Annotated in this window: 21 protein-coding genes; 9 read left to right on the plus strand and 12 right to left on the minus strand. The window is 73.4% G+C overall.

Annotated elements, in window-relative coordinates; translation table 11 throughout:
* Positions 1-31 precede the first annotated feature (31 nt).
* The 3 genes from E4P39_RS03180 to E4P39_RS22550 form a co-directional block, all read right to left on the minus strand.
* Positions 32-1,033 (minus strand): cytochrome c oxidase assembly protein, encoded by a 1,002-nt coding sequence (locus E4P39_RS03180; RefSeq protein ID WP_245159603.1) that lies wholly within the window; start codon positions 1,031-1,033, stop codon positions 32-34.
* Positions 1,034-1,041: 8 nt separating this feature from the next.
* The gene (locus tag E4P39_RS03185) at positions 1,042-1,959 is read right to left on the minus strand and encodes a cation diffusion facilitator family transporter (protein ID WP_135134949.1); all 918 of its coding nucleotides are present in this window, start codon (positions 1,957-1,959) and stop codon (positions 1,042-1,044) included.
* A gap of 109 nt (positions 1,960-2,068) precedes the next feature.
* A complete protein-coding gene (locus E4P39_RS22550; protein ID WP_209306316.1) occupies positions 2,069-3,973 on the minus strand; it encodes a M23 family metallopeptidase in 1,905 nt (634 codons plus the stop codon).
* A gap of 288 nt (positions 3,974-4,261) precedes the next feature.
* Here E4P39_RS22550 and E4P39_RS03195 point away from each other — a divergent pair, with 288 nt between their 5' ends.
* On the plus strand, positions 4,262-5,443 hold the full coding sequence (locus E4P39_RS03195) for a zinc-dependent alcohol dehydrogenase (RefSeq protein WP_135134950.1): 1,182 nt from the start codon (positions 4,262-4,264) through the stop codon (positions 5,441-5,443).
* Between the two features lie 100 nt (positions 5,444-5,543).
* On the opposite strand, the gene E4P39_RS03200 is transcribed toward E4P39_RS03195, so the two are convergent.
* The 4 genes from E4P39_RS03200 to E4P39_RS03215 all read right to left on the minus strand — a co-directional run bounded on the left by E4P39_RS03200 (position 5,544) and on the right by E4P39_RS03215 (position 8,733).
* Positions 5,544-7,163: an ABC-F family ATP-binding cassette domain-containing protein gene (locus E4P39_RS03200; protein ID WP_135134951.1), complete on the minus strand. Its 1,620-nt coding sequence runs from the start codon at positions 7,161-7,163 to the stop codon at positions 5,544-5,546.
* A gap of 41 nt (positions 7,164-7,204) precedes the next feature.
* Positions 7,205-7,414 carry a hypothetical protein gene (locus E4P39_RS03205; RefSeq protein ID WP_135134952.1) on the minus strand — a complete coding sequence of 70 codons (210 nt, stop codon included), beginning with the start codon at positions 7,412-7,414 and terminating at the stop codon, positions 7,205-7,207.
* Between the two features lie 146 nt (positions 7,415-7,560).
* Positions 7,561-7,992, minus strand: coding sequence for a DUF1801 domain-containing protein (locus E4P39_RS03210; protein WP_135134953.1), 432 nt, complete (start codon positions 7,990-7,992; stop codon positions 7,561-7,563).
* Positions 7,993-8,133: 141 nt separating this feature from the next.
* On the minus strand, positions 8,134-8,733 hold the full coding sequence (locus tag E4P39_RS03215) for a class I SAM-dependent methyltransferase (protein ID WP_209306317.1): 600 nt from the start codon (positions 8,731-8,733) through the stop codon (positions 8,134-8,136).
* Between the two features lie 57 nt (positions 8,734-8,790).
* On the opposite strand from E4P39_RS03215, the gene E4P39_RS03220 reads away from it, so the two are divergent.
* Positions 8,791-9,852, plus strand: a complete 1,062-nt coding sequence (locus E4P39_RS03220) for a winged helix DNA-binding domain-containing protein (protein ID WP_135134955.1) — start codon at positions 8,791-8,793, stop codon at positions 9,850-9,852.
* Between the two features lie 3 nt (positions 9,853-9,855).
* On the opposite strand, the gene E4P39_RS03225 is transcribed toward E4P39_RS03220, so the two are convergent.
* The 5 genes from E4P39_RS03225 to E4P39_RS03245 all read right to left on the minus strand — a co-directional run bounded on the left by E4P39_RS03225 (position 9,856) and on the right by E4P39_RS03245 (position 13,216).
* On the minus strand, positions 9,856-10,467 hold the full coding sequence (locus E4P39_RS03225) for a hypothetical protein (protein WP_135134956.1): 612 nt from the start codon (positions 10,465-10,467) through the stop codon (positions 9,856-9,858).
* Positions 10,464-10,970 carry a SigE family RNA polymerase sigma factor gene (locus E4P39_RS03230; protein ID WP_209306318.1) on the minus strand — a complete coding sequence of 169 codons (507 nt, stop codon included), beginning with the start codon at positions 10,968-10,970 and terminating at the stop codon, positions 10,464-10,466. Before E4P39_RS03230 ends, E4P39_RS03225 begins: the two co-directional genes overlap by 4 nt.
* A gap of 130 nt (positions 10,971-11,100) precedes the next feature.
* Positions 11,101-11,544 carry a nitroreductase family deazaflavin-dependent oxidoreductase gene (locus E4P39_RS03235; protein ID WP_135134957.1) on the minus strand — a complete coding sequence of 148 codons (444 nt, stop codon included), beginning with the start codon at positions 11,542-11,544 and terminating at the stop codon, positions 11,101-11,103.
* An 18-nt stretch (positions 11,545-11,562) separates the two neighbouring features.
* Positions 11,563-12,807 carry a glutathionylspermidine synthase family protein gene (locus E4P39_RS03240; RefSeq protein WP_167761544.1) on the minus strand — a complete coding sequence of 415 codons (1,245 nt, stop codon included), beginning with the start codon at positions 12,805-12,807 and terminating at the stop codon, positions 11,563-11,565.
* Between the two features lie 7 nt (positions 12,808-12,814).
* Entirely contained in the window at positions 12,815-13,216 is a 402-nt protein-coding gene (locus tag E4P39_RS03245) for a hypothetical protein (protein ID WP_135134958.1), read from the minus strand.
* Between the two features lie 94 nt (positions 13,217-13,310).
* Here E4P39_RS03245 and E4P39_RS03250 point away from each other — a divergent pair, with 94 nt between their 5' ends.
* From E4P39_RS03250 to E4P39_RS03280, 7 genes are all read left to right on the plus strand, one after another.
* On the plus strand, positions 13,311-13,976 hold the full coding sequence (locus tag E4P39_RS03250) for an SIMPL domain-containing protein (RefSeq protein ID WP_135134959.1): 666 nt from the start codon (positions 13,311-13,313) through the stop codon (positions 13,974-13,976).
* Positions 13,973-14,917: a neutral zinc metallopeptidase gene (locus tag E4P39_RS03255; RefSeq protein ID WP_135134960.1), complete on the plus strand. Its 945-nt coding sequence runs from the start codon at positions 13,973-13,975 to the stop codon at positions 14,915-14,917. Before E4P39_RS03250 ends, E4P39_RS03255 begins: the two co-directional genes overlap by 4 nt.
* Positions 14,918-15,242: 325 nt before the next feature.
* Positions 15,243-16,070, plus strand: coding sequence for a hypothetical protein (locus E4P39_RS03260; RefSeq protein ID WP_135134961.1), 828 nt, complete (start codon positions 15,243-15,245; stop codon positions 16,068-16,070).
* 3 nt (positions 16,071-16,073) lie between these two features.
* A complete protein-coding gene (locus E4P39_RS03265; RefSeq protein WP_135134962.1) occupies positions 16,074-16,583 on the plus strand; it encodes a phage holin family protein in 510 nt (169 codons plus the stop codon).
* Between the two features lie 16 nt (positions 16,584-16,599).
* A complete protein-coding gene (locus E4P39_RS03270; RefSeq protein WP_135134963.1) occupies positions 16,600-17,301 on the plus strand; it encodes a DUF3618 domain-containing protein in 702 nt (233 codons plus the stop codon).
* Positions 17,302-17,499: 198 nt separating this feature from the next.
* Positions 17,500-17,922 (plus strand): response regulator, encoded by a 423-nt coding sequence (locus E4P39_RS03275; protein WP_135134964.1) that lies wholly within the window; start codon positions 17,500-17,502, stop codon positions 17,920-17,922.
* Positions 17,919-19,367, plus strand: a complete 1,449-nt coding sequence (locus E4P39_RS03280) for an ATP-binding protein (RefSeq protein WP_135134965.1) — start codon at positions 17,919-17,921, stop codon at positions 19,365-19,367. The genes E4P39_RS03275 and E4P39_RS03280 overlap by 4 nt, the downstream gene beginning before the upstream one ends.
* Positions 19,368-19,530: the final 163 nt, after the last annotated feature.

The raw sequence follows: 19,530 nt of genomic DNA on the forward strand, positions 1-19,530 counted from the left end.
CCGTGACCGACGCCGCCCCCAGCACGAGCCTTCAGTGCTGCGTCCGTGCCGCCATGTCGCGGAGACGTGCGTTGTAGGCCTGCAGCTCGGCGTCGCCGTCGCGGTCGGCGGCCCGGTCGAGCGTCCGGCCGCGGCGCTCCTCGGAGCCGGCCCACGAGAAGAAGACGACGGCGAGCACGAGAACGGTCGGCAGCTCGCCGAACGCCCAGACGATGCCGCCGGCGACGCCCTGGTCTCGCAGCGGGTCGACGCCCCACCCGGCGGGCGGATCGGTGAAGGTCCGCACCACCAGGGAGGCGGACATCATGATCGCGACGCCGAAGAACGCGTGGAACGGCACGGGCAGGAACAGCTCAAGCATGCGGCCGGGGTGGCTCAGCGTCCGCGGCCACGGGTCCTGGCCCAGGATCGGGCCGAAGAAGAGCAGCCCGGTGACGACGAAGTGGGCGAGCATGAACTGGTGCCCGAGGGGGCTGCCCATGAGGGCGTCGAACAGGGGCGTGAAGTAGACGCCGTACAGGCTGGCGATGAACAACGGCACCGTGAACAGCGGGTGGGTCACGAATCGCGCGAACCGGCTGTGCAGGGCCTCCAGCAGCAGGGCGCGGGGGGCGCCGGCCGGGCCCCGGCCGCGCGGGAGGGTGCGCAGGGCGAGGGTGACGGGCGCGGCGAGGAGCAGCAGCAGCGGCGTGATCAGCGAGAGGACCATGTGCTGGGCCATGTGCACGCTGAACAGCACCATGCTGTAGCCGTTCAGCCAGGTGCCGGTGACGGCGAACAGGGACGCCGAACCGGCGATCCAGGCCACCGTCCGCCACCAGGGCCACGAGGCACCGGACCGGCGCAGGCGGACGACGGCGGCCAGGTAGACCAGCACGCCCACGACGCTGAGCACCGCCAGGACCGACCACGGCTCGAGGTGCGGCAGGAACATCCGGCCCCAGGTCGGGGGCGCACCGGGCACCCACATGCCCGAGTGGTGCCCGTGCTCCACCGACGCCTCCAGTTCCGCTCCCTGTCCCAGCCCCTTCACTGTCCCACTCAGTCGTGGACGGGGGACTCGTGCCCGGCGTGCGCTCCCGACTCGAGCTGGAAGGTGCAGTGCGCCACGTCGAAGTGGCTCCCCAGGCACTCGCAGAGCGCGTCGAGCACCCGGCCGCCGTGCCCGGCGTCGAGCGCCTCGTCGGTGACGACGACGTGCGCCGACAGGACCGGCAGGCCGGAGGTGATCGTCCAGGCGTGCAGGTCGTGCACCCCGACGACGCCGTCGACGCCGAGGATGTGCGACCGGACCTGGGCCATGTCCACCCCGCGCGGGGCGGCCTCCAGGAGCACGTCGAGCGCCTCCCGGAGGAGGTGCCACGCCCGGGGCACCACGAGGCACCCGATCAGCAAGGAGGCGACGGTGTCGGCGGGCGTCCAGCCGGTGGCCGCGATGACGAGGGCGGCGACGACGACCGCCACGGAGCCCAGGGCGTCCGCCAGGACCTCCAGATAGGCCCCTCGGACGTTGAGCGACGTCGTCCGACCCTGGTGCAGGACCGCCAGGGCCACGAGGTTCACGGCCAGGCCGACGCCGGCGATGACGAGCATCGGGCCGGAGTCGACCTCCGGCGGGTTCCCGATCCGCCGGACGGCCTGCACGAGCACGAAGACGGCCACCGCGATCAGCAGGAGCCCGTTGGCCACCGCGGCCAGGATCTCCAGCCGCTGCCAGCCGAAGGTCCGCCGTCCCCCCGGAGGGCGCTGGGCCAGACCCACCGCGCCGAGGGCCAGGGCGATGCCGGCCGCGTCGGTGGCCATGTGCCCGGCGTCGGCCAGCAGGGCCAGCGAGCCGGTCAGGGCCGCGCCGACGACCTCCGCGACCAGCACGGCCAGGGTGAGGCCGAGGACGAGGGCGAGGCGGCGGCGCTGCCCGCCCGCGGCGGTCGCCGGGCCGTGCACGTGCCCGTGCCCCATGCGTCCCCTCCTCCCCTGCCCGTCGCTGTCCTTCTCGGCAGTGTGCCGCAGACGCCGACGCCCCCTGCCGCGAACTTCCGGCAGGGGGCGTCGAGGACGGACGGGGAACTCAGACAGCGACGCCCTTGTCGCGCAGCCACGGCAGCGGGTCGATCTTCTGACCGTCGATACCGCCGACATGCACCTCGAAGTGCAGGTGCGGACCCGTCGACTGACCGCGGTTGCCGAGCAGGGCGATGGTGTCTCCGGCCCGGACGACCTGGCCGGCCTGGACCAGGATCTCGTCCATGTGGCCGTAGACGGTCACGTCGCCGTTCTCGTGCTGGATGTAGACGACCAGCCCGTAGCCGCTGGCCGGGCCCGCCTCGAGGACGACCCCGTCCATCGCGGCGTACTCGGGGGTGTGCATCGGAGCGGCCAGGTCGATGCCGGCGTGCAGGGTGCCCCAGCGGGCACCGAAGCCGCTCGTCAGACGGGCGCCGTTCACGGGCAGGACGGCCTTGGGCCGGGCCGCCTCGGCGGCCGCTGCGGCGGCGACACGGTCGGCCTCGGCCTGCACCTGCGCGGCGGCGGCCTGCTCGGCGTCCCGGATGTTGCGGCTGGCGGCGAGTTCGCCCAGGCGCTCCGTGACGTCGGCGTCGACGACGGCAGCGGTCGGGTCGGCGGCGATGCCGAGCTGCTCCGCGACGCTCACGGGCTGGCTCATGGTCGCGGTCGCGGTCGCCTGCGCCGTGGGCTCCTCGGCGGAGAAGGTGCCGAGGCTGACCGCGGCCACGATCGCGGCCGTCACGTACACGGCGGGGCGACGGCGGGCCGGCCGCTCCCGGCGACGCAGGAAGACCGGCAGCCGGCTCTCCGTGCCTCCGGGCGTCTGCTCGGGGGCGGCCGGGAGGTCCTTGCGGACGACGACGACCTCCGCGGCCTCGGGGGTCCCGAGGGCGGCGACGTCGGTGAGCGGAACCAGCCCGGACAGGGCGCTCCCGGGGGCAGCGACACGCTTGTGCGGAGTGGGACGCACGCGGGCCGTTCCGGGGGCGACCTCGCCGGCCGACGTCGACGTGGCCCGCGACGAGGTGGCATCCAGGGCCGTGGCGGCGGGGGCCGTGACGGCGGGGGCCGTGACGGCCGGAGCCTTCGTCACGGACGCCTTGGCGACGGCGGCCTTCGCGACCGGAGCCTTCGCAGCGGACGTCTCGGTGACCGGAGCCGTGGCGACAGTGGCCTTCGCGGCTGCAGCCTTCGCGGCCGGAGCCTTCGCGGCCGGAGCCGTCGCGACGACCGCCTTCGCCACCGGAGCGGACTTCGCAGCAGGCTCGGCCGAAAGGGCCTTCGCAGCGGCAGGCACGACGACGGGGGTGGTCGCGGCCGTCCTGGCCGGGGCGCTCGTGACCGGGGCCGTCTTGGTGGTGGCCCTCGCGGCAGGCGCCGGCTTCGCGGCCGGAGCGGCCTTGGCGGCAGGGGTCGTCGCGTCGGCCGGAACGCCGGCGGCCGGCTTCGGTGCGGTCTTCGCCGTGGCGGGCTTGCGGGTCGCGGCACCCTTCGCGGACGCGGCGGCCGCCGCCCGGGCACTGCGCACCCCGGGGGTGTGGTTGGCGACGGTCGTGACGGCCGCGGCCCGAGCGGCGGTCGCGGCCTTGGCCGTCGCGGCCTTCGCCGTCGCCGCCTTGGCCGTGGCCACCTTGACGGTCGCGGCCTTCGCCGTCGCCGCCTTGGCCGTCGCGGCCTTGACCGTGGCGGCCTTGGCGCGGGAGGCGAGGGTGCCGCTGAGAGCCGCTGCCCTGGCGCCCGTCGCGCGCCTCGCACGCGGGGCGGCCGGAGCGTCAGTGGTGATCTGGATGGTCCCGGTGCCCTGCGCCGTCCCCTGGCGCTGCGTCGGAACCTTGCTGGTGGCCTTCTCCTCGGTCGAACCGGCGGCTCGGCGAGACGTTCCGCGAGCGGTCGGGAGGGTCGTGCGGGCCCCGGTGGCGGGTCCCGAGCCCTCGAGGTGAAGGCGGTCCTGGTGGAGCGAACTCATGCACCTGACTTCCGTTGGGGGGCATTGCAGAAGCGCTCCCGGGGAGAGGAACGGGACCTATGTAAACATGCCGTGACCGATTCGTGATCTGTCGAACGGGGTACTGACCTGCAGTTCTGTGTCCTGGGTCACCAAGACCCATGGATGTCGTTCTGCATTGGGTAGTCCCTGTCATACGCAGAGTGACGGGCTCGCCGGGCTGCGTTGAAAGTCTTGCGATCCAGGTCACGGCTGGGCAGAAGGGCCCTGGCGGGGCCGAATTCCAGTCCGATCGAGGGAGTTGTCGAGATGCGCGCAGTCACCTGGCACGGGCGAGCGGACGTACGGGTGGACACCGTCCCCGACCCGGTTCTGCAGGAGCCGACCGACGTCGTCATCGAGGTGACGTCGAGCGGCATCTGCGGCTCGGACCTCCACCTCATCGAGGTCATGGCACCGTTCATGTCGGTGGGCGACGTGATGGGTCACGAGCCGATGGGGATCGTCCGGGAGGTCGGCTCCGACGTCACCGCGGTGAAGGCCGGGGACCGGGTGGTCGTCCCCTTCAACATCTCGTGCGGGACCTGCTGGATGTGTTCCCAGGGCCTGCAGTCCCAGTGCGAGACCACCCAGAACCGGGAGCAGGGCTTCGGTGCCTCGCTGTTCGGCTACACCAAGCTCTACGGGCAGGTGCCGGGCGGGCAGGCCGAGTACCTGCGCGTGCCGTTCGGCAACACCCTGCCGATCAAGGTGCCCGACGGGCTTCCGGACGACCGGTTCGTCTACCTGTCCGACGTGCTGCCCACCGCGTGGCAGGCGGTGCAGTACGCCGGTGTCCCGCAGGCGAAGAGCGTCCTGGTCCTGGGGCTGGGCCCCATCGGTGACATGGCCGCCCGGATCGCCCAGCACCTGGGTGTGGAGCAGGTCTTCGGCGCGGACGTCGTCCCCGAGCGCCTCGCGCGCGCCCGCGCGCGGGGAGTCACGGTGATCGACTCGACGAAGCAGGACGACGTCGTCTCGGCGGTCCGGGACGCCACCGGCGGGCGGGGACCGGACGCCGTCATCGACGCCGTCGGCATGGAGGCGCACGGCTCGCCGCTCGCCTCGTTCGCGCAGAAGGCCACGGCCGTCGTGCCGGACGCGATCATGGAGAAGGTCATGCAGGTGGCCGGCGTCGACCGGCTGGCGGCCCTCAACACCGCGATCGAGGCGGTCCGGCGGGGCGGCACGATCTCGCTGTCGGGTGTCTACGGCGGCGCGACCGACCCCATGCCCCTGATGCGGATGTTCGACAAGCAGATCCAGCTGCGGATGGGGCAGGCCAACGTCTGGCGCTGGGTGCCCGACATCCTGCCGCTGCTGCTCGAGGGTGACCCGCTCGGTGTCGACGACTTCGCCACCCACCGGGTTCCGCTGGAGGAGGCGCCGGAGGCCTACATGAACTTCCGCGAGAAGAAGGAGGGCACCGTCAAGGTGCTGCTCCAGCCCTGACGGAGCGCCGCGGCCAGTTGGTCATCGTCTGCGTGCACGCGACACGGTCGGACGCGCCGGGGCGGCGTCCACGTATCCGATGATCAACCGGGCCGCGGCCTCAGCGAGCGCGGGCGACCCGGGTCTCGTCGAACACCGGCTCGGCCGACTCGTACACGCGCCCGTCGGCGCCGAAGACGAGGAAGCGGTCGAAGGAGCGCGCGAACCAGCGGTCGTGGGTGACCGCCATGACCGTCCCCTCGAAGGCCGTCAGCGCCTCCTCGAGAGCCTCGGCCGACAGGACGTCGAGGTTGTCCGTCGGCTCGTCGAGCAGCAGCAGGGTCGCGCCGGACAGCTCCAGCAGCAGGATCTGGAAGCGCGCCTGCTGCCCGCCCGACAGCGTGCGGAACATCTGGTCGCCGGAGTCGGCCAGCCCGTAGCGGCGCAGGGCGGCCATCGCCCGGCCGCGGTCGACGCCCGGACGGCCGGGTTCGCCGTGCCAGAGCAGGTCGACGAGGGTCCGGTCCTGCCACTCGGGATGGGCGTGGGTCTGGGCGAAGAACCCGGGGACGACACGGGCGCCGAGGCGCCACTCCCCCGTGTGCGCGACCTCCTGGCCGGCGAGCAGCCGCAGGAAGTGCGACTTGCCCGCGCCGTTCGCGCCCAGCACGCCGACCCGGTCGCCGTACCAGATCTCGGCGTCGAACGGCTTCATCAGCCCCGACAGCTCGAGCTGCTCGGCCATGACCGCGCGCACACCGGTGCGGCCCCCGCGCAGCCGCATCGCGACCTTCTGCTCCGGCGGCCGCTCCGGCGGCGGCCCGGCCGCCTCGAACTTGGCCAGCCGGGTCTGCATCGCGTGGTAGCGGTTGGCCATGTCCGGCGAGTTCGCCGCCTGCTGCTGGAGGGTGCGCACGAGGTCGACCAGCCGCTGGTGCTCCTCGTCCCAGCGGCGGCGGAGCTCGGCCAGCCGCTCGTGCCGCGCCGTCCGTGCCTCGTGGTAGCTGACGAAGCCGCCGCCGTGCACCCACGCCGTCCCGCCCTCGACGGTGACCACGCGGTCGGCGACGCGGGCGAGCAGTTCCCGGTCGTGGCTGACGAACAGCACCGTCTTGCGCGTCTCCAGCAGCCGCTCCTCGAGCCAGCGCTTGCCGGGGACGTCGAGGTAGTTGTCCGGCTCGTCGAGCAGCAGCACCTGGTCGGGGCCGCGCAGCAGCGCCTCGAGCGCCAGGCGTTTCTGCTCCCCGCCCGACAGCGTGGACAGCTCCCGGTACTTGCACCGGTCGTAGGGGACGCCGAGCGCGGCCACGGTCACCGTGTCCCAGGTGACCTCCGCGTCGTAGCCGCCGACGTCGCCCCAGTGCGAGAGCGCATGGGCGTACGTCATCTGCCCGCGCTCGTCGTCGGTCTCCATGAGCGCGAGCTCGGCGGCCTCCAGGGCGTCCCAGGCCTCGCGGACGGCGGGCGGCGAGAGGTCGACGAGCAGGCGCTGGACCGTGGTGTCGTCGCGGACCGAGCCGATGAACTGACGCATGACGCCGAGGCCGCCGGTGCGGGCGACCGAGCCGGCCTCGGGCACCAGGTCGGCGGCGATGATCCGCAGGAGCGTGGTCTTGCCGGCGCCGTTCTCACCGACCAGGGCCGCGCGGGCGCCGTCACCGATCCGGAACGAGACGTCGGCCAGCAGCACCCGCCCGTCCGGGAGGGTGTGCCGCACTCCGGTCACGTCGATGTAGCCCACCCGGACATCCTCCCGGGCGGAGGCAAGCAGCTTTCGTGCGGTCAGACGGCCGGGGCGCGGAGGCGCTGGCGGGCGAGGCGCTCGACGAGCTCCGGCAGCGCGTCGTTCGGTGAGCCCCTGAGCTCCTCGCGGCAGGTGCGGACCACCAGGACGATCGAGCGGTGTCCCAGTTCGGGGAATTCGGCGGAGAGCCGCGTCAGCGCGGAACGGACGGACAGGTCGGACACCGTGGGAAGGGCGGCCAACACCATGAAGGTCCTCCTACGCGCGCCGCCGCGACGGCGCTGATGACGTTCCCCCGCGCGGCCGCCGGACGGCGGCCCCTCGCTCCGTGCTCGCATACCGTCACGCGTCCGGCGCAGAACTGCCAGGGACCAAGGCCCCTTGCGGCAGCCGATCAGGCCGCTGAGTAGCCGTTGTCCCCCGCCGCCGTGACGGCGACGGCGTCGCGCACCAGGGCACTGAGCTCGTCGGGGTCGACCCTGTCGAGGGACGTGAAGCGGATGCAGCTCTTGCCGCAGGACACCGTGCCGAGGCGTTCGGCCCGCGACTCGGCCAGGTACTCCCCGTCCACCACCGCGCACACGTACAGCGAGAGGTGCCGCTTCTGTGCCGCCAGGGCAATCAGCGGCCACATCGTGGTCTCTTTGGCGGACTTCGGCTTGTAGGGCATCAGGCCGTAGCCGAGCATCGCGCCCGAGCCCATCGGTACGAGCTGCCGGTCGATCCCCGGCGCGGCCGCCATGACCAGCTCATCGGTCCGGCGCAGCTCCTCCTCGCGGGCGCCCGCCTGACCGCACCAGGCGTCGATCTCGTTCGACTCGCTCACCGCACGCCTCCTCAGAACAGGGAGAGGACGACGGCACCCGCGCCGAGGATCAGCGCCAGCACCAGCACGCTCGCGATCAGCCGCCGACGGCGCGCGGCCGCCGGCCCGTCCACTCCACCCATTCCCATCACCCGGCGAACGCTACCGCCGGGGACCGACACCTGAGGCCGGCCGACGGCCCCACAGCAGCGTGTCCAGGGCCGTTCCCGCTGGAGTCTCCCGAGGCACCTGCGCGAGGCGGTCGACGTCCAGCAGCGCAGCCACCGGCGCGAGCCGCTCGACGCTGTGCAGGATCGCCGGGTCCTGCGGTCCGCCCACGCCGGACTGGACGTTCTCGACGTCGTGGCCGAGGACCAGCAGCCGACCGCCGGGGCGCAGCCAGCCGACGGCGCGGCGGAGCAGTTCCCGGGTGTCCTCCTGCGGCACGTGGAGGTAGGCGACGAGGACGAGGTCCAGGCTGGCCGGGAGTGCGGCCCAGCCGAGGACGTCGGCCCGGACCCACTCCACCGCGTCGGCGCCGGGCTGCTCCTGCCCACGGGCCAGGCCCGCGCCGGAGAAGTCGACCGCCGTGACCCGCCAGCCGAGGCCGGCGAGCCACAGGGCATGCCGCCCCTCCCCCGCGGCCAGGTCCACCGCGTCGCCGGGCGGCAGATCCGCCAGGAGCGCGGCGATCAGCCGGTTGGGCTCCGCCGACCACTGCCGGTCCCCGACGTACCGCTCGTCCCAGTCCTCAGCGCGCACGCACCGCAGCATGGCAGCGGTTCCGCGATCGTCGTACCCGCCTGGGACGGTGGACCCATGAGCACGCTGCACGAGGTGGCCCTGCTGCGGCTGGCGGCGCAGCGGATCGCCGGGCCGCGGCCGAAGACTCCGGCGGAGGCGGTGCGCCGGCTGGTCGCCGTCCAGGGGCAGGACCTGCCGGGTGCGCTGCTGTCGGTCGCCCTGCGGACTGCGGAGGGCACCCGTACCGACGTCGAAGCCGCGCTCGACGCCGGTGAGGTCGTCCGGTCGTGGCCGATGCGCGGCACCCTGCACCTCGTGGCGGCCGAGGATCTGCCGTGGCTGATCGGGTTGCTGGGTCCGCGGGTGCTCGCCGGCGCCCCCGCGCGACGCGCCCAGCTGGGCATCACCGACGACAGCATCGAGCGGGCCCGGCTGCTCGCCGTCGACGCGCTCACCGGCGGCAGGCGGCTGCAGCGGAAGGAGCTGCTGGCCGCACTCGCCGCCGGCGGCGTCGAGATCTCCGGACAGCGCGGCTACCACCTGCTCTGGTACCTGTCGCAGACCGCCACCCTCTGCCTCGGACCGATGGCGGACGGCGAGCAGTCCTTCGTGCTGATGGACGAGTGGCTGCCCGGCCCGAGGCAGCTGGAGGCCGAGGAGGCTCTCGCCGAGCTGGCCGGCCGCTTCTTCCGGGGGCACGGGCCGGCCACCGTCAAGGATCTGGCGCGCTGGGCCGGCCTGCGCGTCACGGAGGCACGCAGCGGGCTCGCCGCCGCCCTGCCGGGGTTGGCGCGGCTCGAGGTCGACGGCGTCGAGTACTTCCTCGATCCGGAGACCCCCGACGTGCTCGCCGCCTGCCGCGAGGAGGCCCGCGGCACCTTCCTGCTCCCGGGCTTCGACGAGTTCGTGCTGGGCTACGGCGACCGCAGCGCCGTGCTCGACCCGGCCTTCGCCGACCGCATCGTCCCGGGCGGCAACGGCGTGTTCCGGCCGACGGTGGTGAGCGACGGCCGGATCGTCGGGACCTGGGCCTGGGCCGGACGAGGCGCCGGGCGGACCGTCACGGCGACGCCGTTCACCGAGTTCGCCCCGGAGGTGGCCGCGGCCGTCCCACAGCTCGCCGCCGGCCTGGCGTAGCGCTCAGTCGCAGGGCGGTGGGCGCTCCGACTCACCTGCCGCGCGCAGCCGGAGCTCGTGCCCGGCGTCGTCGCGGAACACCGCCTCGTCGGCCGACTCCAGGGTCAGCGTGCCGCGCTGGTACGGATCGCCCCAGCCCGCCGGCGGGCCGGACTCCTCGACGAGCGGGGGATCGGCGGCGAACCAGACGCCCCCGACATCGGCACCGAGGATCCCGCAGTGCGTGTACAGGTCGAAGGGGTACGAGTCCCCGGCCGCCGCGTCCTGCGGCACGGTCAGCACGTCCGCCGGCCCGGCCGCCGCCGCCCCCACGTCGTCGCCGGAGGACCCTCGCCCGTCCGTGGCGGCTTCGAGGTCGCCCTCGGCCGTGCTCGTGGCGGGCGCGGCGATCGGGTCCGGGGCGGACAGCGGGCCGGACAGGAGGAGCACAGCGGCGGTGACGGCGGCCACCGCTGCCGCGACCAGGGCCGGTGTCCGCCACCGTCGGGCGCTCGACCGCGCGGATCGGTCCGCCACAGGACGCCGTCCCGGGGCCGTCTCCACCACCTCGGCGTAGGCGTGCAGCGAGGCCCGCAGGCGCGCCTCGACGTCCTGCAGCTCCCGGTTCCCCGTCATGGCCGACCCCCGAGGCGTTGCTCCAGCGCCGACAGCCCACGGGACGCACTCGACTTCACCGTTCCGCGGGCGATCCCGAGCGTCGTGGCGATCTCCGCCTCGCTCAGCTCCGACCAGTACCGGAGCACGAGGACCTCCCGCTGGCGCCGGGGCAGCGTCCGCAGCGCCTCGACGACCTCCCGGTGCTCCTCGTCGAGCAGCAGCGCCAGGTCCGCCGCTGGCCCCTCGTCGGGCTCGGCCACCCGCAGGTGCCGCCGTGCCACGCCGCGGCGCCGGAGCACCGAACGGGCTCCGTTGACCACCGACGTCCGCAGGTATCCGGCGGCGGCCGACGGGTCGACGGCGTGCCAGCGGCGCTGGAGGGCGAGGAACGCGTCCTGCACCACGTCCTCCGCCGCCGCCCGGTCGTCGACGAGGAGGACGGCGAGGCGCACCAGCCCGGGCCGCTGCGACTCGTACAGGCCGAGCAGGGCGCCGTCCCACTCCGCGGTCGGCCGGTCCACCAACCCCGTCCTCCCCGCGCTGGGCGCCATGAGCACCGCGTCCGCCCCTCGATGCGACCGGGTGGCCACGTGCCGCCCTCTGCACGCAAGACGCGCGAGGGCGGGCGGAGGTTGCTCCCGGGCGGAGAACCTAGCGGCGTTCCACCAGGAAGACGGGGATCTCGCGGTCGGTCTTCTCCTGGTACTCGGCGTACGGCGGGTAGGCGGCGACCGCCCGCTCCCACCACACTGCCTTCTCCTCGCCGGTGATCTCGCGGGCCGCGCCGTCCCAGGGATCCGGGCCGTCCTGCACGGTCACCTGGTCCGGATGAGCACGGAGGTTGTGCACCCAGCCGGGGTCGGTGGGGGCGCCACCCTGCGAGCCGACCATCGCGTAGACGCCGTCGTGCTCCACGCGCATGAGGCCCTGCTTGCGGACCTTGCCGCTCTTCGCCCCGCGCGTGCTGATGATGATGATGGGCAGGCCCGTGTCCCGCAGGGTGTTCGCCTCGCGCCCGTCGGTCGCCTCGTAGCGCTCGACCTGATCGCGGACCCACTGCGCCGAGCTCGGCTCGTACTCACCCTCCAGCGGCATGTACCGAACCTAGGTGGGTCAGCGGCCGGGTGCGCGCGGAGCGACGTAGTCGATCGTGTGCGGCACGAAGTAGCTGAGGTTGTCGGTGATCAGCCCGTCGCTCTCCCGGATGCCGAGCCCCGCCGGCTCGCCGTCCACCACCCACGCGCCCAGCACCGGATGATGCGGACCGTCGACCCCGGGGAAGTCCGGCAGCGGGGCGAACTCCTGGACGACGAAACCCTCGGTGCCGTAGCGGCCGGGCATCTCGACCGCCACCGCGCCGTCGCGGACGATCGCCACGTTGGCGCCCTCGCGGCCCCACAGCGGCTTGCGCACGTACTCCCGCCAGCTCGACGGCGCCTCGTCCGCGAAGTACGCCGGCAGCAGCAGCTCACCGAGCACCGGGTCGGTGCCGAACAGCTGCCAGAGCACGGGCAGCAGCGCCTTGGTGCTCCACAGCATCTTGTAGGCGGGCTCCACCCAGGTGGTTCCCCCGGGGCGTGCACTGTCAGCGAGGACGGCGGCGCCGAACTCGTCCTCGATCAGCCACTCCCAGGGATAGAGCTTGAAGACGACGTCGAGGTGGCGGCCCTGCGGGTCGTAGAACCGGCCGTCGCCGTCGTCCAGCACGATGTCCTCGACCACCAGCTCGACCGCCTCGTAGCCCGCCTGCACCACGGTGTCCATCAGGTAGGCGACGGTCATCCGGTCCTCGCCGGAGGTCTCCTCGTTGGTCCACGCCAGGTGCACCCGCGGCCGGAGCCCGGTCCGGCGCTCCCACTTGAGCAGGTTGCGCTGCCACGCGGCCACGAGCTTGTCGTGCAGGGCGTTCCACTGGTCGGCGCCCTGCCCGGTGAACAGATGCCAGTTCCACTGGGTGACCGCCGACTCGACCAGTCCGGTCGGGGTGTCGGCGTTGAACTCCAGCAGCTTGGGCGGGCCCTCGCCGTCGTAGCGCAGGTCGAAGCGGCCGTAGACGCTGGGCGGCTCGGCCTCCCAGGTGCGGCGGATCTGCGGCCGAGCGATCGGCGGGATGCGCATCCGGTCGAACAGCTCGTGCTCGATCATGTGGTCACCGGCCGCCTCGCACATGGAGAACAGCTGCGCCACCGAGGTCTCCAGCCGCTGGATCTCGGCCATGGAGAAGTCGTAGAACGGCCCCTCGCGCCAGTAGCTGCGCACCTCGCCGCCCGGCACCTCCGTGCGGTTGTAGACCAGGCCCTGGGACTCGATCTCGGCTTCCCAGCCCGGCCGGACGATCCCGCTCTCGACGCGCCTCAACGGGCCACTAGCTACCGGCGCCGGTGCCCGAGCGGCCGCCGACGCCGCTGCCGATCCCGCCGCTGACCCGGGTGCCGCCGGTGACCTTCCCGCTGCCCGGCAGTCCTGCGGCCTGGCGGGCGGAGGAGTCGCGGGGGTCGATCCGGGTACCGCCGGAGGGCAGCCGGGAGCCCACGGGGAGCCCGCGGCCGAAGCCGCCGACGTAGAGGAAGAACAGCCCCCCGCCACCTCCGCTGTAGCTGTCGTCGCAGTAGTCGTCGTCGACGATCTCGCCGTTCTCGTCGGTGCAGTACGCGACCTGTTCGTCCTCCTCCTCGCCACCCCCGCCGCAGCCGGCCATGAAACCGGTGGCAGCGGTGGCGAGCACCGTCGTGGTGAAAGCGGCGCGGATGCGGTTGGAGACCGCCATGCCTTGTTCTCCCTCTGTCCGTTGCGCAGAACCCTAGGACGTCGAGGACCGCGAAGTCTGGGACAGTCCCCTGCCGAGTGCAAGGAGGCCACCGATGAACGTGCCGGACCGCGCGCCGCAGGTCGTCGTCCGCGGCGAGGCGGTGCTGCTCGTCGAGCCCGAGATCGCCGAGCTCGGACTGACCGTGACCGGCCGCGCGCGCGACCGGCAGTCCGCCCTGGAACGCTGCCGGGCGCGTCAGGACGAGGTGACCGCGGTGGTGACGGCGGCCGGCGACGCCGTCGAGACGGTGGAGACCACCCGGGTGTCGGTCCACCGGGAGGTACGGAACGGCCGCTGGGACGGGGATCCCGTGGCGTCGCTGCACACGACGGTGACCGTGGCCCGGCTCGACGCCGTCGGCGACCTGGTGGTGGCGCTCGGCCGGCTGGACGACGTCGCCGTCTCCGGGCCGTCCTGGCGCCTGCGGCCCGAGAGCCCGGCCGTCGAGCAGGCCCGGCTGGCCGCCGTCCGCGACGCCGTCCACCGGGCCCGGCAGTACGCCGCGGCCTTCGGCGCGGAGCTGACCGCCCTGCTGGAGATCAGTGACGCCGGGCTCTCCGGCGGCGGCTTCCGAGTCGCGGAGGCGATGGGGGCGGTGGGAACGTTCGGGGACAGCGAGCTCACCCTCGACCTCACGCCGGCCCGACAGGAGGTGCACGGCTCCGTGGAGGTTCGGTTCACGATGTCGGCACCCGACCAGGAGGTCTTCCGAGGATGAGGTATCGCGAGGGCGGCGACATCGACCTGTCGAACGTGCAGGACCGCCGTGGGCGCGGCGGAGGCGGCTTCGGCGGTCTCGGCGGCGGCGGTCGCGGCCGGGGCGTGGCCGTCGGCGGCGGCGGGCTGGGTCTGGTCGGCCTCGTGGTCGTCGTGCTGATCCAGGTGCTGGGTGGCGGCGGAGGCGGTGACGGGGGTGCGGCCCTCGGCGGGCTCGCCGGCCTGGGCCAGGGCGAGCAGGCCGACAACAGCGCGCTCGAGCAGGCCTGCGCGGACAGCGGCGACGCCAACACCTCGGTCGACTGCGCCGTGGCCGCGGACATCGAGTCGATCCAGGACTACTGGACCGGTGTCCTCGGCGACCGCTACCAGCCGACCGACACGGTGTTCTTCCAGGGCCAGGTCCAGACCGCCTGCGGTGGGGCGTCCAGCGGGTCGGGGCCCTTCTACTGCCCGGGCGACTCCCTGGTCTACATCGACCTCAGCTTCTTCGACCAGCTCCAGCAGCAGTTCGGCGCGCAGGGCGGGCTCTTCGTCAACGCCTACGTGATCGCGCACGAGTACGCGCACCACGTGCAGAACCTGCTCGGCACCAACCAGCAGGTGACGCCGGGCGAGGCCGGGCCGACGAGCGGCACCGTGCGGCTCGAGCTGCAGGCGGACTGCTACGCCGGCGCGTGGGCGAACCACGCCGAGACCGTGCCCGACGAGTCGGGCGCGCCGCTCATCACGGAGATCAACGCCGACGACATCGACCGGGCACTGGACGCCGCCGGCCGGATCGGCGACGACTTCATCCAGCGGGAACTCGGCGGCGGGCAGGTCAACCCGGACGCGTTCACGCACGGCTCGTCGGAGCAGCGGCGCCTGTGGTTCACCACCGGGTACGAGACCGGCGACCCGGCGCAGTGCGACACCTTCGTCACCGACGACGTCGGCTGAGCCGGACGGCGACCGCCGGACTGCGGCCGAGCAGGCTGAACAGGACGTTCCGTTTCGGATCGTGCGCGACCGGGGTACCAGACCCTTGCGGTGCTCCCCCAGGAGGCAGGACCGCGCGGCTCCCCCCGCGTGGACGTCGGCCTCCTCGCCCGCCCGTGACGCAAGGACGCGCCGGGCGGACAGCCGCGGCTCCCGGTCCAACCAGCGGCCGGAAGCGCCCGTCCCTCACCGCACTGCTCGACCGCCCCGTGGCGTGCGCGCATGTGTGGTGGAACGGCTCCGGGGTAGCGCCTCATCCGACCACGAACCATGCCGAGGAGGACCGATGACTCACTCCATCGATGCCCCACTCCCGCCCCCCGTCACCACGGGTACGGGTGCCACGGCGGGGACCGCGTCCCCGTCCACCACCACGGGGACCACGTCCCCGTCCACGACCGATGTCGCCAAGGACCAGGCCAAGGACGTCGGCCAGACCGCCGCTCAGGCCGGCAGCCAGGTCGCGGCGACCGCGACCGACCAGGCGAAGCAGGTCGCCCAGGAGACGCAGCGTCAGGCCAAGGATCTGCTCGACCAGAGCCGCACGCAGGTCAAGGGTCAGGTCGTCTCGCAGCAGCAGAAGGCCGCCGAGGGCCTGACCGGCCTCGCGCAGCAGCTGCGCGGCATGGCCGACGGCACCGCCCAGGGCGCGCCCGGCCCCGCCGCCGACCTGCTCCAGCAGGCGTCGAGCTTCATCGAGCAGTTCGCCGACAAGCTGCAGAACCGTGAGCCGGCCGAGCTGCTCGACGAGGTGCGCAGCTTCGCCCGCCGCAAGCCGGGCGTCTTCCTGCTCGGCGCGGCGGCCGCGGGCGTGCTCGCCGGCCGGCTGACCAGCGGCGTGAAGGCCGCGCACACCGAATCGGGCCCCTCGGCCTACGGAGCGGCGGGCCGTACCGGCACCGGATACAACTACGTCGACCCGGCGCCGACCTACTCCGACTACTCGGGCACCGCGGCGACCACCTCGTCGTACGGAGCAGCCGGCACCGCCACCGGTGGCGCCCCGCTCCCCCCGCCTCCCTACGGCACCGTGCCCCCCGCCGGCAGCGTGGTCCCGCCGACCACCCCCGCCGGCTGGGACGACCCGGCTCGCCGTCCCGGTGGGGTGGGCTGACCGATGAGCTCCCCGTACACCGGCGCCACCGCGGCGGGGGCGGACCCGTCGGGCTACGCCGACCCGAACCCGCAGAACTACGCGGCTGACTACAGCGGCAACGTGGGCACCCCGACCACCGAGGCCGGGCGTCCTGACGTCGAGGGCGTCTCGGTCGGTCAGCTGATGGGCGAGGTCGCCAAGGACCTCTCCACCCTCATGCGCCAGGAGCTCGAGCTGGCCAAGGTGGAGGTCAAGGCCGAGGCGAAGAAGGCCGGAACGGGAGCTGGACTGTTCGGCGCCGCCGGCTTCGCCGGCTACATGGTGCTGATGTTCCTGTCCATCGCGCTCTGGTGGGCCCTCTCGCACCTGGTGGGCCACAGCTGGTCGGCGCTGATCGTCGCGGTCCTCTGGGGGATCGTCGGCGCCGTCGCCTTCTCGATGGGCAAGAAGAAGTTCAAGGAAGTCAACCCGAAGCCCGAGCGCACCGTGGAGACCCTTTCCCAGGTGCCCAACGCCCTCAAGCCCAACTGACCGAGGAGTCGCAGACATGACCAGTAGTGACCCGGACGTCATCCGGCGCCAGATCGAGGACACCCGACGCGAGCTCAGCTACGACGTCGACGCCCTCAACGAGAAGGTCAACCCCGCCCGCGTCATGGACCGTCGGGTGACCGCGGCCAAGGGCAGGATGACCAACCTCAAGGAGAAGGTGATGGGTTCCGCTCAGAACACCAGCTACCACGCCCAGGGCGTTGCCTCCAACGCCGCGGGATCGGTGCAGGGCGCCGCTTCGAGCGCAGCGGGATCGGTGCAGAGCGCCGCTTCCAGCGCAGCGGGGACCGTGCAGGACGCGGCCTCCTCGGCGGCCACCGCGGTGCAGCAGGCGCCGGACACGATCGTCCGGCAGACCCAGGGCAACCCCCTGGCCGCCGGTCTCATCGCCTTCGGTGTCGGCTGGCTCGTCTCGAGCATCCTGCCGGCCTCGGAGAAGGAGAAGCAGCTCGCCCAGCAGGCCGAGACCGCGATCCGCGAGAACAAGGACGCGCTTCTCGAGCCCGCCAAGCAGGCCGCGCAGGAGGTCGGCGAGCAGCTGAAGCCGGCCGCCCAGCAGGCCGCCGAGTCGGTCAAGGCCACCGCGCAGGACGCCGTCACGACGGTGACCGAAGAGGGCAAGTCCGCCGCGGCGGACGTGCAGGGCAAGGCCAAGCAGGCCAAGACGAACGTCCAGAGCCAGGCGACCACCTCCTGACTCCGCGGGTCTGCTGACCCGCACCGCTCGACTGCGCCCCGCCGGGATCTCCCGGCGGGGCGCAGTGCTGTGTCCGCCCCCTCACCTGTTGGGGTGAGGGCCCCCGCCATGGGCTGCAGGGGCCCGGCCACCAGGCCGTTGTCGTCAGGGAAGAGCTCCGGGACCCGTTCCCGGAGCCCCTGATCGACGGGAGTCACCGTGGACGACGCCGGGCGTGCGCTCGTCGATCCGTCGACCCCCGACACCGTCCGCGTCCTGGTGGCCGACGACGAGGACGACATCCGCGACCTCGTCTGCCTCGCCGTCGCCAAGGCCGGCTGCACCGTCGTCCGTTCACTGGGCGACGGCGCCGAGGCGCTGGCCGCCGCGCGGGCGGAGCTTCCCGACCTCGTCGTCCTCGATGTCTCCATGCCCGGGGCCACCGGGCTCCAGGTCTGCGAGGCCCTGCGCAGCGATCCCGCCACCGCCGGTCTCCGCATCCTGCTGCTCTCCGCGGGCGCGTCGTCCGAGGACATCGCCCGCGGTCTGGCCGCGGGGGCGGACGCCTATCTGCCCAAGCCGTTCGGCGTGGCCGCGCTTGTCCGGCAGGTCCGGGCCCTCACCACCGGACAGCCGGCATGACCACCGCCGTCCTGGACCGGTCCGCGCCCCGGCAGCGGGTCCGGCAGCTGACCGCGGCCGGCGTGCGGGGGTCTGTCCGCGGACGCCTGCTCCCGTGGGCCGCGACGATGATCGCGACGGGCGGACTGCTGTACGCCGGGACAGGGGCCCCGGCCACCATGCTCCTGGCCCCCGTGCCCGTGCTGGTCCACGAGACGACCCGCCGTCTCGGCGCCCAGGCCGCCACCATCGCCCGGCTGCAGGAGGAACGGACCGCCCTGGCCACCGCGGTGCAGGCCCGTGCCGACGAGCTCGACCTCGCCACCCGCATGCTCGCCGCACGCGCGCAGACCATGACCAGCGTCATCGACGCCGTGACCGAGCAGTCGATCATCGGCACGGACAAGGACGGCGTGATCCGGGTGTGGAACCCGGGCGCGGAGAAGATGCTCGGCCTGCCCCGGGTGGACGTCGTCCGCAAGCGCTCGATCGTGGAGTTCCACGTCCCCGAGGAACTCGAGTCCGTCGCCGAGGACGTCGGGACGGCGCCAGGGCTGGCCGCGCTCGTGCACGCCGCCCAGGAGCGGGGCAGCGACGTGCGCGACTGGACCTACCTGGCCGCGGACGGCGGGCGCCGGACGGTGGCCGTGGCGGTCACCCCCCGGACCGATGACCGCGGCGTCCACGCCGGCTGGAACTTCGTCGGCACGGACATGACCGAGGCGCGCGCCAACGAGAAGATGAAGGACCAGTTCGTGAGCCTGATCAGCCACGAGCTGCGCACCCCGCTGAGCTCCATCCTGGGGTACCTCGAACTCGTCCTGGACGACGAGGACGAGACGCTGTCGGCCGAACAGCGGAAGTACCTGACGACGGTCGAGCGCAACGCCCACCGGCTGCAGCGGCTCGTCGGCGACCTGCTGTTCACCGCCCAGGTCGAGGCGGGCCGGTTCACGCTCCAGCCCGAGGACGTCGACCTCGCGGGCGTGGTCCGCGCGGCGGAGGAGACGATCCGGGTCACCGCGGATGCCGCCGGGGTAGAGGTCGGCGTCGAGGTGCCCGCCGGCGGCCTGGTCGTCGCCGGGGACGCCGTCCGCCTCGGGCAGGCCTGCGACAACCTCGTCTCCAACGCGGTGAAGTTCACGCCGTCCGGCGGCCGGGTCACCCTGGCGCTGCGCGAGGTGTGGCAGACGCCGGACGGTGCCGTCACCGCCGCCGAACGCCCGGGCGCGGTGCCCGTGGCCCAGCTGTCGGTGCAGGACACCGGCATGGGCATCCCCGCCGGAGAGCAGGGCAAGCTGTTCACCCGCTTCTTCCGCGCGTCCACCGCGCAGCGCAACGCCGTGCCCGGCGTGGGCCTGGGGTTGACCATCACCAAGGCGATCACCACCGCGCACGGCGGCACGCTCGACGTGGTCAGCGCCGAGGGGCAGGGCACCACCTTCACCCTGACGCTGCCGCGATGACACTGTCCATGACACTGTCGTCCTCCGGACGACACCGCGGCCACGTGCCGTCCCAGGGGCGTTGAGCCCCTGCTCGCATCCCTGCCGGGACCCTTCGGGCCCACGACAGGTCCACGACGCTCCGCGGCGCTGCCGACTCGCCACGACCCATCCGCCGGGCGTG

This window comes from Blastococcus sp. CT_GayMR19, assembly GCF_004570385.1.
Lineage (GTDB): Bacteria > Actinomycetota > Actinomycetes > Mycobacteriales > Geodermatophilaceae > Blastococcus_B.

What these genes read in the sequence shown, in the direction of transcription:
- E4P39_RS22550 (WP_209306316.1), bottom strand. Translation starts at nt 3,973, where the DNA reads ATGAGTTCGCTCCACCAGGACCGCCTTCACCTCGAGGGCTCGGGACCC.
- E4P39_RS03205 (WP_135134952.1), bottom strand. Translation starts at nt 7,414, where the DNA reads ATGGTGTTGGCCGCCCTTCCCACGGTGTCCGACCTGTCCGTCCGTTCC.
- E4P39_RS03185 (WP_135134949.1), bottom strand. Translation starts at nt 1,959, where the DNA reads ATGGGGCACGGGCACGTGCACGGCCCGGCGACCGCCGCGGGCGGGCAG.
- E4P39_RS03260 (WP_135134961.1), top strand. Translation starts at nt 15,243, where the DNA reads ATGACTCACTCCATCGATGCCCCACTCCCGCCCCCCGTCACCACGGGT.
- E4P39_RS03280 (WP_135134965.1), top strand. Translation starts at nt 17,919, where the DNA reads ATGACCACCGCCGTCCTGGACCGGTCCGCGCCCCGGCAGCGGGTCCGG.
- E4P39_RS03265 (WP_135134962.1), top strand. Translation starts at nt 16,074, where the DNA reads ATGAGCTCCCCGTACACCGGCGCCACCGCGGCGGGGGCGGACCCGTCG.
- E4P39_RS03225 (WP_135134956.1), bottom strand. Translation starts at nt 10,467, where the DNA reads ATGACGGGGAACCGGGAGCTGCAGGACGTCGAGGCGCGCCTGCGGGCC.
- E4P39_RS03270 (WP_135134963.1), top strand. Translation starts at nt 16,600, where the DNA reads ATGACCAGTAGTGACCCGGACGTCATCCGGCGCCAGATCGAGGACACC.
- E4P39_RS03250 (WP_135134959.1), top strand. Translation starts at nt 13,311, where the DNA reads ATGAACGTGCCGGACCGCGCGCCGCAGGTCGTCGTCCGCGGCGAGGCG.
- E4P39_RS03195 (WP_135134950.1), top strand. Translation starts at nt 4,262, where the DNA reads ATGCGCGCAGTCACCTGGCACGGGCGAGCGGACGTACGGGTGGACACC.
- E4P39_RS03245 (WP_135134958.1), bottom strand. Translation starts at nt 13,216, where the DNA reads ATGGCGGTCTCCAACCGCATCCGCGCCGCTTTCACCACGACGGTGCTC.
- E4P39_RS03235 (WP_135134957.1), bottom strand. Translation starts at nt 11,544, where the DNA reads ATGCCGCTGGAGGGTGAGTACGAGCCGAGCTCGGCGCAGTGGGTCCGC.
- E4P39_RS03220 (WP_135134955.1), top strand. Translation starts at nt 8,791, where the DNA reads ATGAGCACGCTGCACGAGGTGGCCCTGCTGCGGCTGGCGGCGCAGCGG.
- E4P39_RS03255 (WP_135134960.1), top strand. Translation starts at nt 13,973, where the DNA reads ATGAGGTATCGCGAGGGCGGCGACATCGACCTGTCGAACGTGCAGGAC.